We start from the raw sequence: 14050 nt of genomic DNA on the forward strand, positions 1-14050 counted from the left end.
CGTGGAGATGCCCGGTGAGACAAGCGAACGTGAGGATTGGTTATGGGGAAGTGGCGAACTGTGTCGCTCGCCGGTGTGGCTGCGAGCATGCTCCTGGTCTCGGCGTGCGGTTCGGAGGCGAAGCCGGCCAACACCGACCTGGTCCAGCCGGCGGCCGGTTCGGCCGCTCCGAACGCCGGAACGGGCGAGGCGGGCAACGCCCCTGCGGGCAACACCCCCGCGGGCTCCAAGAAGGAGGAGGGTGAGTCCGAGGCCGCGGGCGAGCTCGCGGTGCGGGCCGACGCCAAGCTGGGTCCGATCGTGACGGACGGCGAGGGCCGGACGCTCTACCGCTTCGACAAGGACACCCCCGACCCCGCCAAGTCCAACTGCGACGGTGACTGCGCCAAGACGTGGCCGCCCGTCCCGGCGGCCGAAGCCAAGGCGTCCTCCGGCCTCAACCCCGACCTCGTCGGCTCGGTCACCCGCTCGGACGGCACCGAGCAGCTCACCGTCGGCGGCTGGCCGATGTACCGCTACGCCAAGGACGCGAAGGCCGGTGACACCAAGGGGCAGAACGTCGGCGGCACCTGGTTCGCGTCGGCCCCCGACGGTGCGAAGTCCGGCAAGGAGCGCCCGAAGCTCGGCGTGCTGAAGAGCCCCGAGCTGGGCGAGGTGCTGACGGACAAGAACGGCAAGACGCTCTACCTCTTCACCAAGGACACCCCGTGGCCGATGAAGACGGCGTGCGACGACAAGTGCCTGGAGAAGTGGACCCCGTCGGAGCCGGTCAGCGCGGCGGACGCCAAGGCCGCGGGCATCGACCCGAAGCTGCTCTTCACCTTCACCACCCCGAACGGCACCAAGCAGGAGGCCATCAACTGCTGGCCGGCGTACACCTTCAAGGGTGACAAGGAGCCCGGCCAGACCAACGGCCAGGGCGTGGGCGGCACCTGGTTCGCCATCAAGAAGGACGCGAAGAACGACCGCGGCAAGACCATCCCCGCGGCCAAGGGCAAGGCGGGCGGCGGCGCCGAGAAGGAGGGCTCGTCCTACAGCGGCGGCGCCGCGGACAGCGGTTCCTCGGCGGACAGCGGCTCCACCGACACCTACGGCTCGACCGGTGGCGGCTACGGCTACTGACCTCCGCCCGGCCCGGAGTGACGGTCCGTCCGTAGCGGAATCCGGAGCCTGAGACGGCGGGGGGACAGGCCCCGCCGGAGCGGAACAGCACGATCCCGTCACCGGTGCGCACCGGTGACGGGATCGTGCTGTGCGGCCGTGTCCCGTGCCGTGCCGACCGGGCCCGAACCGCCCCGCGAGCGGGGGCCGCGATCCGGACGAGGACCCGACTTAACGGACCCTGGCGCCCTCGGACTCCTCGTCCTCCTCGCCGGGCAGATGCACATCGTCGACGGCCACGTTCACCTCGACGACCTCGAAGCCCGTCATCCGTTCCACCGCCTCGACGACGCTCTCCCGCACCTCGCCGGCGACGTTCGTGATCTCGGCGCCGTACTCGACGACCACATCGATGTCGAGTGCGGCCTGCCGCTCGCCGACCTCGGCCTTGACCCCGCGGGCGACGCTCGGCCGCATGCCGGGGGTGCGCTCGCGGACCGCGCCGAGGGTGCGGGCCATGCCGGCGCCGAGGTCGTGGATGCCGGGCACGTCCCGGGTGGCCATCGCGGCGATCTTCACCACGACGCCGTCCGCGATGGAGGTGCTACCGCGCTCCGTGGGTGCCGCCGGCTTCGCCGTCGCGGACGGCGCCGCGGCCCTCGTGGAGACACCGGCCCCACGGGAAGCGTTCTTCTCCGTTGCTGTGCTGAGCTGCTCCGCCATGGCGAGCCACTCCTCTCCAGAGGTCCTGGACGATCCGTGCGGAGGCGCGCGTTCCCGCGCATCCCGGCCCCCTTCGTCCAGCGTAGGTGCGGCTGTGGCCCCCGGCGCGGTGGAGCGGGACGCCGCGGCCGGCCACCGGTGACCCCCGCGTGCGGACCGCGAGCGGACAGGTCTGGACGTTCTGCGCAGGGTCCGTAGGATGGGCTGTCCTCGCAGGTGGAAGCCTTCCTTCCGGGTTGGTGGGCCTGCCGGAGGGGAGGGCTGCGCGATGGCTTCCAGCAGTGCGACGGCTTCCAGCGGCACGGCGCCCACGGACCGGCCCGGGGAACGGGCGCGGCTGGCGGCGGTGCGCCGCTACGCGATCCTCGACACCCCCGCCGACGGGGCCTTCGACCGGGTGGCCGGTCTCGCGGCGCGGATCTTCGATGTCCCGATGGCGTCGGTGACGATCGTCGACCGGGACCGGATCTGGTTCAAGGCCCAGCAGGGGCTCCCCCCAGGGGTCTCGGAGATCGCCCGGGAACCGGGACTGTGCGCCTCCGCGATCCTGGACGGCCGGCCGTACGTGGTGACCGACGCGCGCCGCGACCCGCGGACGGCGACGCATTCGCTGGTGCGCGGCGGGCCGGGGGTGCGGTTCTACGCGGCCGCCCCGATCACCGGCTCCGGGGGCCACCGGCTCGGCACCGTCAACATCATGGACACCCGCCCGCGCCGGATCGGCGACCGCGAACTGGCGACGCTGGCGGATCTCGCCGCCGTCGTCATGGACGAGCTGGAGCTGCGGCTGTCGGCCATGCGTACGCTGCGGGTCGAGCGCGACATGCGGATCAGGGTGGAGACCGAACGGGCCCGCCTGGCCCACCTGGCCTCCGTGCTCCAACGCACCCTGCTGCCGCCCGCCCTGCCCCGCGTACCGGGCCTGGACGTGGCCGCGCACTACGAGATCGCCTCGGCCGACCAGGTGGGCGGCGACTTCTACGACCTGTTCCCGCTGGGCGGGCGGCGCTGGGGGTTCTTCCTCGGCGACGTCTGCGGCAAGGGGCCGGAAGCCGCCGCGCTGACCTCACTGGCCCGCTACACCCTCAGGTCGGCCGCCGTGCACAACCCCGACCCGGTGGCGGTGCTGCGGATCCTCAACACCGTGCTGCTGCACGAGGAGCAGGGCGACGACCCCCGCTACTGCACCGTGCTGTTCGGGCTGCTCGCGCCGGACGGCGACGGGTTCACCGTCACCCTGGCCGGCGGCGGCCATCCGCCCGCGCTGCTGCTGCGCCGGGAGGGGGCGGTGGAGCCGCTGCACCCGCCGGGCGGGCAGCTGATCGGTGTGCTGCCCGATCCGCACATGGCCCGGATCACCGTCCGGATGCGGCCCGGGGACGGGCTGCTGCTGCACAGCGACGGCCTGACGGAGGCCCGCACACCGGGCGGCGGCATGCTCGGTGAGGAGGGGCTGCGGGAGCACCTGGCCGTCTCCCGCCCGGCGGCGGCCGGAGCGGACGGCGTCCTGACCGACCTGCGGAAGCTCCTGGTGGGCCTGGACGCCCGGCTGTGGGACGACACGGCGCTGCTGGCCCTGGTCGTGCCGCGGGCCTGAACGCCGCCGCACCCGGTGCCCGCGGGCACCGGGTGCGGTTGGCGGTTGGCGGTCCGCCGTCGCGGCCGGCGGTTCAGCGCTGGGTCAGCAGCCCGCTGCGCAGGTTGCCGAGCATCCGGGTGAGCAGCCGGGACACATGCATCTGGGAGACCCCGAGCTCGGCGCCGATCTCGGCCTGGGTCATCTCCGCACCGAACCGCATCTGCAGGATGCGGCGGTCGCGCTCCCCGAGCTGCTCGACGAGCGGCTTGAGCGCCTGGAGGTTCTCCACCCCTTCCAGGGCCGGGTCGAGTTCGCCGATGCGCTCCGCGAAGGTCGCGCTCCCGCTCTCGGTGCTCTCGTCCACCGGCACGTCCAGCGATCCGGCCGTGTAGCCGTTGCTGGCGACGAGCCCCTCGACGACCTCTTCCTCGCTGAGCCCGAGGTGCTCGGCGATCTCGGTGGTCGTGGGGGCCCGGTTCATGCGCTGGGACAGCTCGTCGTTCGCCTTGGCGAGGTCGATGCGCAGCTCCTGGAGGCGCCGCGGCACATGGACCGACCAGCTGGTGTCCCGGAAGAACCGCTTGATCTCGCCGATGATGTACGGCACGGCGAAGGTGGTGAACTCGACTTCGCGCGACAGGTCGAACCGGTCGATCGCCTTGATCAGACCGATGGTGCCGACCTGGACGATGTCCTCCATGTCGTCCGCGCGGTTGCGGAACCGGGAGGCGGCGTAGCGGACGAGGGAGAGGTTCAGCTCGATGAGGGTGTTGCGCGCGTACTGGTGGTCGTGGGTGCCCTCCTCCAGCACCGCCAGCTGGTCGAAGAAGAGCTTCGACAGCTCGCGGGCGTCCCGGGGGGCCACCTTGGTCGCGTCCTCGACCCAGGGGAGTTCCGTCGTCCGGGTGTCGCTCTCCTGCGTCGGCTCACTCGTCGCGCGATGAGCCGGTGCCGTGGATACCGTGGCGCTCACGTGGTCCTCCCCTTCTTCCGCGTTGTGCGGCGCCTACCCCGGTTCACCGGGACCACACCTACCGATTTCGGTGAACCGGCGAGAACGTCGCGCGGCACCTCTTGTGGCGCGGCGCACCGCGGGCATGGCGGCGGTCCGGCTATCCGTCGTCGCTCACGCGCAGCCGGCCCACGACGCGTTCCAAGTTGGCGATGCGGTCGGCGAGTCCGGCCGTGCCGCCCGTGGCCCCGGTCCCGCGCCCCGAGCTCTCCGCGTCACGCAGCAGGAGCTCGATCTGGGCGAGCTGCGCGGCGACGTCGCCCAGCCGCGGCTCCGCGCCCGGGGTCTTCGCGCCGGTGTCCTGGGCCGGCCGGTCCCAGTCGGCTCCCGTGGCCTCGGCCGCGTCGGCGGTGTCGGCGGCGGGCCGGCCGGGTTTGCTGTCGGCGACCAGCAGCCGCCGCAACTGCTCGGCCTGGGCGGCGAGCTGGCGGTTCTTGCGGTGCAGCTCCAGGAAGACGTTGACCTTGGTGCGCAGCAGCCACGGGTCGAAGGGCTTGGTCAGGAAGTCCGCCGCGCCGATCGCGTAGCCCCGGTAGGCGTAGTCCGTTCCGGCGTCGGTGCCGGTCAGCAGGATGACCGGGACGTCCTTGGTCTGGTCGAGGCGTTTGATGTTGGCCGCGGTCTCGAAGCCGTCCATGCCCGGCATGAGGACGTCGAGCAGGACGACGGCGAACTCCTCGCGGAGCATGGCCTTCAGGGCCTCTTCTCCGGACCGGGCACGCACCACGTGCAGGTCGAGGGAGCCCAGCACCGCTTCCAGGGCGACCAGGTTCTCCTCGATGTCGTCCACGATCAGGATGCTCGACTTCTCGGGTGCGGGGGTGCTCATGTCCGCTGCCTCGGGGGATCGTCGTCGTCCCGTTCGGCGCCGGCCGGGGCGGCGCCGTCCTGCTCGGGCACCATGGGGCCGTCCTCCGCGCCCTGCGGGTCGAGCAGGTCGCAGATGACCGTGAGCAGCCGGTCGACGTCGACGGGTTTGGGGACGTATTCGCGGGCTCCGCTGTCGATCGCCTTCTCGCGGTCGCCGGGCATCGCCTTGGCGGTGAGCGCGATGATGGGGAGGTCGGCGAAGCGTGGGGTGCGCCGGATGGCCTGGATCGTCTCGTATCCATCCATCTCGGGCATCATGATGTCCATCAGGACCAGGGACACCTCGGGTGAGCGGTCCAGGACCTCCAGGCCCTCCCGGCCGTTCTCCGCGTACTTGACGGTGATGCCGACACGGCCGAGCACATGGGTGAGGGCGAAGACGTTCCGGATGTCGTCGTCGACGATGAGGATGCTGCGCCCGGCGAGGACCCGGCCGGGGCGGCCGCCCAGCCACTCCTTGAGCCGGGTGGTCTCCGGCCAGGTGTCGTCACCGTCGTCGGCGGCGCGGGTCCGGCGGGCCGTGAGGCTCTCGGAGCTGCCGTACACCCCGCTCGGAGCTGCGTCGGCCGCGGTCGGCAACGGGCCGGTCCGCTTGGTCAGTCCGGCCGACGGCGGGGCGGTGGAGGCCGCGGCGGGGAGCGTCCGCGGCTCGGCGGCCGTGGACACTCCGGAGTACCGGGACGGGACGTAGAGGGTGAACCGGGAGCCGACGCCCGGTTCGCTCTCGGCGACGATCCGGCCGCCGAGCAGCCCGGCGATCTCCCTGCTGATGGAGAGGCCGAGGCCGGTGCCGCCGTACTTGCGGTTGGTGGTGCCGTCCGACTGCTGGAAGGCGTCGAAGATCACCGAGAGTTTCTCGGAGGGGATGCCGATGCCGGTGTCCTTGACCGAGAACGCGATGACGGCCTCGGCGTTCTTCAGGCTCTCCTCGGGGAACTTGCTGCCCGGCACCCGTTCGACACTGAGGTCCACACCGCCGGACGAGGTGAACTTGATCGCGTTCGACAGCAGGTTGCGCAGGATCTGCTGGAGGCGCTGCTCGTCGGAGAAGAGTTCGCGGGGCACGTCCTCGCCGACGGTGACCTCGAAGGCGAGGCCGCGGTCACCGGCGAGCGGCCGGAACGTGGCGTGCACGTAGTCGAGCAGTTTGATCAGCGGCAGCTTCTTCGGGTGCACGTCCATCCGGCCCGCCTCGATCTTCGACAGGTCCAGGATGTCGTTGATCAGCTGGAGCAGGTCGGAGCCGGAGCGGTGGATGGTGGAGGCGAAGTCCACTTCCTGCACGGAGAGCCGGCCGTCGGGGTTGTCGGCGAGCAGCCGGGCCAGGATGAGCAGCGAGTTGAGCGGTGTGCGCAGCTCGTGCGACATGTTGGCCAGGAATTCGGACTTGTACTGCGAGGAGGTGGCGAGCAGCGCGGCCTTCTCCTCCAGTTCGGCGTTGGAGCGCTGGAGCTCGTCGGAGCGCTGGCGCAGCTCGGAGGTCAGCCGCTGCGACTCGGACAGCAGGGCCTCGGTACGGGCGTTGGCGATGATGGTGTTGATCGAGACGCCGATGGTGTTCACGAACTGGTCGATGAAGGCGAGGTGGACCTCGTTGAAGCGGCTGAACGACGCCAGCTCGATCACGCCGAGCACCTGGTCCTCGAAGAGGATGGGCAGGATGACGATGCTGGCCGGGGGCGCGGAGCCGAGCCCGGACTCGATGGTGATGTAGTCGGGCGGCGCGGACTCGAAGAGGATGCGCTTCTTCTCCACCGCGGCCTGGGCGATCAGGCCGCGGCCGGGGGTGCCGGAGCCCGGGAGCGGTCCGTGGTGGGTGTCGTGGCCGGCGCCGTACCCGGCGATGAACTCCAGCCCCTCCCCCGGTTCGGCCCCCGCCTTGGCCAGGAAGAACGCCCCGAACTGCGCGTTCACCAGCGGGGTGAGCTCGCGCAGGATCAGGTCGGCGACCTCGACGAGGTCGCGGTGGCCCTGCATCAGGCCGGCGACCCGGGTGAGGTTGGACTCCAGCCAGTCCTTGGCGCGGGTGGTCTCGCGGAGGTTGGCCACCATGAGGTTGATGTTGTTCTTCAGCGCCGCGACCTCGCCCTGGGCCTCGACGGAGATGGACCGCGACATGTTGCCCTGGGTGACGGCGCTGGCGACCTCGGCGATCGCCCGCACCTGGGTGGTGAGGTTCAGCGCGAGGTCGTTGACGCTGGTGGTCAGCTGCTTCCAGGTGCCGTAGACGCCCTCGACGCGCGCCTGCCCGCCGAGGCGCCCCTCGGTGCCCACCTCGCGGGCCACCCGGGTCACCTCGGAGGAGAACGAGGAGAGGGTGTCGACCATCGTGTTGATGGTGGTCTTGAGCTCAAGGATCTCGCCGCGGGCGTCCACGTCGATCTTCTTCGAGAGGTCGCCCTGGGCGACGGCGGTGGCGACCTGGGCGATGTTGCGGACCTGCGAGGTCAGGTTGTACGCCATGAAGTTGACGTTCTCGGTGAGGTCCTTCCAGACCCCGGAGACGCCGTGGACCTGAGCCCGGCCGCCGAGCCGGCCCTCGGTGCCCACCTCACGGGCCACCCGGGTCACCTCGTCGGCGAACGCGCGCAGCTGCTGGACCATGGTGTTCACGGTGTCCTTGAGCTCCGCGATCTCACCGCGGGCGTCCACGTCGATCTTCTTCGACAGGTCGCCGTTGGCGACGGCGGTGGTCACCTGGGCGATGTTGCGGACCTGCGAGGTCAGGTTCAGCGCCATGGAGTTGACGTTGTCGGTGAGGCCTTTCCACACTCCGGAGACGTCCCTGACCTGGGCCTGGCCGCCGAGGTTGCCCTCGGTACCGACTTCCCGGGCCACCCGGGTCACCTCGTCGGCGAACGCCGACAGCTGGTCCACCATGGTGTTGATCGTCGACTTCAGCTCCAGGATCTCGCCCTTCGCCTCGACCGTGATCTTCTGCCCGAGGTCGCCCTGGGCGACGGCGGTGGCGACCAGGGCGATGTTGCGGACCTGCGAGGTCAGGTTGTCGGCCATGAAGTTGACGTTCTCGGTGAGGTCCTTCCAGACTCCGGAGACCCCCCGGACCTGCGCCCGCCCGCCGAGCCGGCCCTCGGTGCCCACCTCACGGGCCACCCGCGTCACCTCGTCCGCGAACGCCGACAGCTGGTCCACCATCTTGTTGACGGTGTCCTTGAGCTGGAGGATCTCGCCGCGGGCGTCGACCGTGATCTTCTGGCTGAGGTCGCCGTTGGCGACCGCGGTGGTCACCTGGGCGATGTTGCGCACCTGCCAGGTCAGGTTGGACGCCATGAAGTTGACGTTGTCCGTGAGGTCCTTCCACACCCCGGAGACCCCGCGGACCTGCGCCCGCCCGCCGAGCTGGCCCTCGGTGCCGACTTCCCGGGCCACCCGGGTCACCTCGTCGGCGAACGCCCGCAGCTGGTCGACCATCTTGTTCACGGTGAGCTTCAGCTCCAGCAGCTCCCCGGTGGCCTCGACCGTCACCTGCTGGGTGAGGTCGCCGGTCGCCACCGCGGTGGTGACGACGGCGATGTCGCGGACCTGGGCGGTGAGCCGGGCGGCCATGGTGTTGACCGCCTCGGTCACATGGCGCCAGTCGCCGGAGAGTCCCTGCACCTTGGCCCGGCCGCCGAGCCGGCCCTCGGTGCCCACCTCGCGGGCCACCCGGGTCACCTCACCGGTGAACAGCGAGAGCTGGTCCACCATGCGGTTCACCCCGGCGCCCAGGCGCCGGAGGTCCCCGCGGAGCTCGCGGTTGCCGTCGTGCAGGTCCACGTGCTGGGTCAGGTCACCGTCGGCGACCGCGTCCAGCACCCGGGTGGCCTTGCCGACCGGTACGACGAGTGCCTCGAGGAGGGAGTTGGCCGCGTCCACATTGGTCGCCCAGGACCCCGGGCCGGGGCTCGCGGCGATCCGCTCGTCCAGCCGTCCCTGCCGCACCACCTCGCCGCGCACCCGCTGGAGCTCGGACGCGAGGTGCTCGTTGCGCGCGACGATCCGGTTGAAGAGACCGGCCATCTCGGCCAGGACACCCTCATCCGCACTGCCGACACGCACGGTGAAGTCACCGTCGCACAGGGAGTTCATGGCGGCGAGCATCGGCCGTAGCTCACTCGCACGCACCCAGTGGCCGTCCGGAGCGGATCCGGACCGGCCGACACCTTCGGATTTTCCCTCGAGTTCCGCGGATGACGAGGTGGAGACGGCGGCATCCGGCGGGGCAGAGTCACGTGCCATGACAGCCCATTCGCAGTCATCTATGTATCCGGGTATGTCATAGTATAGGACCCCTCAGGGGTCTCATCGCCCGATGCACCAGGGGGCCCATATGAGGCCGTTGTCCACCCCGCCTCACGAGTTCGTCTCCCGGACCAGCCTGGCGGCCAACCAGCTCGCGGCCTCCAGGGCGCGCACCTTCGTCCGCGCCGTCCTCGCGGAGCGGCCGGTCCCGAGGCTGTCCGCGTCCCGCGCCATCACCGACCGCCTCGTGGACGACGCCGAGCTGCTCGTCAGCGAGCTGGTCACCAATGCCGTGATGCACGCGGGCACCGACATCGACGTCGTGTGCTACCTGGAGACCGGCGACGGCCGGAGGGACGCCCCGGACGGCACCCCGGACAGCGGCGCACCGGCACCGGCGGAGCCCCCGGCAGCGGGCGAGGAGGAGCCGGTCGGAGTCGTCGTCGAGGTGTCGGACCACCACCCCTCCAGCGTGGTCCGGGGCGGCCTGGACGCCCGGCGGGACGGCCGCGGGTTCGGCCTCCAGCTGGTGGGGGCGCTGGCCGAATCCTGGGGCGTCACCTACCGGCACGACGAGAAGGCGGTGTGGTTCCGGCTCGAACCCGCGACGGACGAGTCCCAGCTCGCTGGGGCCCCGGGCGGGCTCCGGCGGGAGCTGCGGCTGCCGGAGAATCCGGCCCCCGCGCCGCTGCGGGAGCTGGGCGGACACGGAACGGAACGGTCCGACCGCGGAGGGTCCTCGTTCCTCGCCGAGGCCGGCGAGCTCCTCGCCGGACAGCTCGACGAGGACATGGTGGCCGCCCTGGCCGGGCAGCTCCTGGTGCCCCGGCTCGCCGACTGGTGCGGGGTGTGGCTCAGCACCGAGGCGGGCGGCATGCGGCTGTCCCGGGTGTGGCACGCGGACGAGCGCCGGATCGACGCCCTGCGCGAGGACCTGGAGAAGGAACCGCCCCGGGGGCGGCTGCGCACCGCGGGGATCGCCTGGCCCTGGCCGGAGCACGCCGACGGGGCGGGCGGCTCCGCGCTCGCCTTCCCCCTCGTCGCCGGGGGCTCCTGCCTGGGCATGCTGATCATCGGCCGGGCGGAGCAGCAGCGCATGACCGACGGGGTGGTGCGCACCGTGGAGGACGTGGCGCGCCGGGTGGCCCAGGCAGTGGTCACCGCCCGCCAGTACGCCCGGCAGACCGCGATCAGCCGCGCGCTCCAGCGCCGGCAGCTGCCCATCTCGCTCGCCCGGATCCCCGGCATCGACACGGCGCTGGTCTACGAGCCGCACGGCGAGGGGCTGACCGTGGGGGGCGACTTCTACGACCTGTTCCCGATGAGCGACGCCCGCTGGTCCTTCCTGCTCGGCGACGTCCAGGGCAAGGACCCGGAGGCGATGTCGGTCACCGGCCTCGCCCGGCATCTGGTGCGGCTGCTGGCCCGCGAGGGCCACGGCGTCGAGTCGGTGCTCGGCCGGCTGAACGTCGCCATGGCGGAGGAGAGCGCCGAGGCGGTGGCGCTCGGCGGGGAGCACGCCCGGCCGCGCTTCCTGAGCCTGCTCTACGGGGAGCTGGAGCCCGACTCCGCGGCGGGCGGCGCCCATGTCACCATCGCCAGCGCCGGGCACCCGCTTCCGCTGCGGCTGACCGTCGACGGCTCGGTGGAGCCGCCGGTGGGCCCGCAGATGCTGCTGGGGATCGACGAGGGGGCCGAGTTCCTCGCCAGCTCCTTCGACCTGGAGCCCGGGGAGACCCTGCTGTGCGTGACCGACGGCGTCACCGAACGGCGCAGCGGGGACTGGCAGTTGGACGACAACGACGGGCTGTCCGAGGTGCTGCGGGAGTGCGTCGGCCTGGGCGCGAAGGCCGTCGCGGAACGGGTGCGGCGGGCGGCTCACGACTTCGACACCGGCCCGGTCGAGGACGACCTCTCCGTGCTGGTGCTCCAGGCGGTGACGACCCCGGCCGGCCCGCCGGGCGTGCTGCACCGGCAGCGGCAGCGCCCCGGACCGTCGCCCACGGCACCGCACCGGCCCGAGACGTCCCCGGCCCGGCCGACCGGGCAGCCGATGCCGGCGCCGCGGGGCGAACCGGGGAGCGTGCGGAGGACGTGAGGGACGCCGGGGGGCGCGGCGGGGCGCGGCGGGGGTATGCCGCGGGGGCAGCGCGCGGTGAGGGCTCAGGTCCGTTTCAGGGACGGGGGGTTGGCAGGTGCGCCCGATACGGACTCCGTGGCGGGGGACGCCGTCCTGCCGGCCGGCTCTTCCAGCCCGGCGGGTTCGTCGAGCTGGTGCAGCATCAGCCGGCCCACGGCGGGCAGGACGATCAGCGGGGCAAGGGCGGTCTGCAGCGTCGTGGCGTCGGCGAGGGCACCGATGAGCGGAGTGGCGATGCCCCCGATGCTGGCCGTCAGGCCCAGGGTGACCCCGCTGGCGGTGCCGACGCGGCGCGGCAGGAAGTCCTGGCCGAGCGTGACGTGCAGGGAGAACGGCACGTACAGGGCGGCCGAGGTGAGCGCGACGAAGACATAGAACAGCGGCCCCGGGACGAGGACGACTCCGGCCACGGCCACGACCGTCACGGTGTAGGACCGGCGCACGACGGCGACCCGCCCGTAGCGGCCGGCGAGCACCCCGCCGACGACCGTGCCGATCGCGCCGCCGAGGTAGAGCACGAACAGGGCGGCGGTTCCGGCGATGTCCCCGCCTCCGGTGCGCTGTTGGGCGTAGAGGGAGATGAAGGCGCTCAGCCCGACGAACACGATGGAACGGCACACGACCGCCCCGGACAGCTTGAGGAAGGACCTCCAGTCGTCACTGCCGACCGGACGGGCGGAGGCGGAGGCACCGGCCGTCCGCCCCTGGGCTCGGGCGGCCCGCAGTGCGGCCACGCACAGCAGGGCGCCCGCCAGGGCCGGAACCACCAGCAGCGGTGAGGCGTGCAGCCCGCCCGTCGCCATGACGGCGGAGACCAGCAGGGGCGCGGTGGCGAAGCCGAGGTTGCCGCCGAGGGAGAACCAGCCCATCGCCGCGTGGCTGCCGCCGCTCACCGCACGGGCCACACGGGCGGACTCGGGATGATAGGCCGCGACGCCGATGCCGGAGACCGCGACGACCACCAGGGTCAGCAGGTACGAGCCGCTGAGGCCGCTGAGGGCGACTCCGAGACCGCCCGTCAGGGTGCTCACGGGCAGCAGCCACGGCATCGGCCACTTGTCGGTCAGCGCGCCGAACAGCGGCTGCACCACCGAGGAGAGCAGCGAGGCGGCCAGGACGATGCCGGAGGCCGCGGCGTAGGCGTAGGCCCGCTCCGCGACGAAGAACGGCACCAGGGCCGCGACGGCACCTTGGTAGACGTCCACACAGGCGTGCCCCAGCGACAGGAGCGTGACGGAGGTGTGGTTGGAGGGTGCGGTGCGGGGGGTTGCGGTTTCGGGGGCTGCGGTGTCGGGGGTTGCGGGGTCGAGGGCTGAGATGTCGAGGGCTGCGGTGTCGAGGGCTGCGGTGTCGGGGGTTGCGGATTCGGACGCGGTGTCGGCAGTTGAGGTGCGGCGGGCCGCGGTGTGGGCGGGGGTGGTGTCGGACGCAGCGGTGTCGAACGCTGTGGTGTTGAACGCTCCGGTGTCGAACGCTGTGGTGTCGAACGCTGTGGTGTCGGCGGACGTGATGCCGGAGCGGTCGTCGGCTGCCGGGGCATCGGAGAACGGGTGGTCGGAAGCGGTGTGGTTCGTCGGCACCCCTCGATCGTGGCAACGTCGCCACTCGTCTCGCTTCCGATAAAATGCCACCCCATGTCGAATATCCGCCACATGCCGGAGGCTCCGACCCGGGCACAGGCTCTGGACGCCGGGGAGCGGATCGACGCGCACCTCCACGACGACCACCAGATCGTCTACGCGGGCTCCGGGGTGGTGGCCGTCACCACCGGTGCCGGTACCTGGTTCGCGCCCGGCAACCGGGCCATCTGGATTCCCGCCGGAACCGTCCACGCCCACCGCGCGTACGGCAACCTCCACCTGCACTTCGTCGGTCTGCCCGCCGACGACAACCCACTGGGCCTGGACGTTCCCACCGTCCTCACCGTCAGCCCGCTGCTGCGCGAGCTGATCCGGGCCTACACACTCGCCCCGCACGACACCGGTGCGGAACGCCGTCGGCTACTGGCCGTTCTGCGCGACCAGTTGCGCGCCTCGCCCCAGCAGCCGGTGCAGCTGCCGACTCCGACCGACGACCGCCTGGCGGCGGTCTGCGCGGCCCTGCACGCCGACCCGGCGGACTCCCGTACCCTGGCGGCCCTCGGCACCGCCAACGGAGTCGGCGAACGGACCCTCAGCCGCCTCTTCCGCTCCGAACTGGGCATGACCTTCCCCCAGTGGCGCACCCAATTGCGCCTCTACCACGCCCTGCGGATGCTGGCCGACGACACCCCGGTCACCACGGTCGCGCACCGCTGCGGCTGGTCCTCCGCCAGCGCGTTCATCGACGTCTTCCGCCGCGCGTTCGGCTACACACCGGGCACCCACAACCGCCATCCCTGACG

9 protein-coding genes are annotated in these 14050 nt (G+C 72.0%); 4 read left to right on the forward strand and 5 right to left on the reverse strand.

Annotated features, from left to right (window positions below; genetic code table 11):
• Window positions 1-42: 42 nt before the first annotated feature.
• Window positions 43-1122 (forward strand): SCO0930 family lipoprotein, encoded by a 1080-nt coding sequence (locus AC3EQ1_RS03715; protein ID WP_432092770.1) that lies wholly within the window; start codon window positions 43-45, stop codon window positions 1120-1122.
• Window positions 1123-1332: 210 nt separating this feature from the next.
• Here AC3EQ1_RS03715 and AC3EQ1_RS03720 read toward each other — a convergent pair whose 3' ends face one another.
• The gene (locus AC3EQ1_RS03720; protein WP_432092771.1) at window positions 1333-1824 is read right to left on the reverse strand and encodes an Asp23/Gls24 family envelope stress response protein; all 492 of its coding nucleotides are present in this window, start codon (window positions 1822-1824) and stop codon (window positions 1333-1335) included.
• 268 nt (window positions 1825-2092) lie between these two features.
• Here AC3EQ1_RS03720 and AC3EQ1_RS03725 point away from each other — a divergent pair, with 268 nt between their 5' ends.
• Complete coding sequence (locus tag AC3EQ1_RS03725; protein ID WP_432092772.1) at window positions 2093-3421, forward strand: PP2C family protein-serine/threonine phosphatase; 1329 nt, start codon at window positions 2093-2095, stop codon at window positions 3419-3421.
• Between the two features lie 73 nt (window positions 3422-3494).
• Here the strand turns inward: AC3EQ1_RS03725 and AC3EQ1_RS03730 are convergent, their stop codons facing one another.
• The 3 genes from AC3EQ1_RS03730 to AC3EQ1_RS03740 all read right to left on the reverse strand — a co-directional run bounded on the left by AC3EQ1_RS03730 (window position 3495) and on the right by AC3EQ1_RS03740 (window position 9374).
• A complete protein-coding gene (locus AC3EQ1_RS03730) occupies window positions 3495-4376 on the reverse strand; it encodes an RNA polymerase sigma factor SigF (protein ID WP_432092773.1) in 882 nt (293 codons plus the stop codon).
• 139 nt (window positions 4377-4515) lie between these two features.
• On the reverse strand, window positions 4516-5244 hold the full coding sequence (locus AC3EQ1_RS03735; RefSeq protein ID WP_432092774.1) for a response regulator: 729 nt from the start codon (window positions 5242-5244) through the stop codon (window positions 4516-4518).
• Window positions 5241-9374, reverse strand: coding sequence for a HAMP domain-containing protein (locus AC3EQ1_RS03740; RefSeq protein ID WP_432092775.1), 4134 nt, complete (start codon window positions 9372-9374; stop codon window positions 5241-5243). The genes AC3EQ1_RS03735 and AC3EQ1_RS03740 overlap by 4 nt, the downstream gene beginning before the upstream one ends.
• Before the next feature lie 241 nt (window positions 9375-9615).
• On the opposite strand from AC3EQ1_RS03740, the gene AC3EQ1_RS03745 reads away from it, so the two are divergent.
• Entirely contained in the window at window positions 9616-11625 is a 2010-nt protein-coding gene (locus AC3EQ1_RS03745) for a SpoIIE family protein phosphatase (protein WP_432092776.1), read from the forward strand.
• Between the two features lie 65 nt (window positions 11626-11690).
• Here the strand turns inward: AC3EQ1_RS03745 and AC3EQ1_RS03750 are convergent, their stop codons facing one another.
• Window positions 11691-12893 (reverse strand): MFS transporter, encoded by a 1203-nt coding sequence (locus AC3EQ1_RS03750; RefSeq protein ID WP_432092833.1) that lies wholly within the window; start codon window positions 12891-12893, stop codon window positions 11691-11693.
• 408 nt (window positions 12894-13301) lie between these two features.
• Here AC3EQ1_RS03750 and AC3EQ1_RS03755 point away from each other — a divergent pair, with 408 nt between their 5' ends.
• The gene (locus AC3EQ1_RS03755) at window positions 13302-14048 is read left to right on the forward strand and encodes an AraC family transcriptional regulator (protein WP_432092777.1); all 747 of its coding nucleotides are present in this window, start codon (window positions 13302-13304) and stop codon (window positions 14046-14048) included.
• Window positions 14049-14050 lie beyond the last annotated feature (2 nt).

It is taken from the genome of Streptomyces sp. bgisy100 (genome assembly GCF_057709105.1).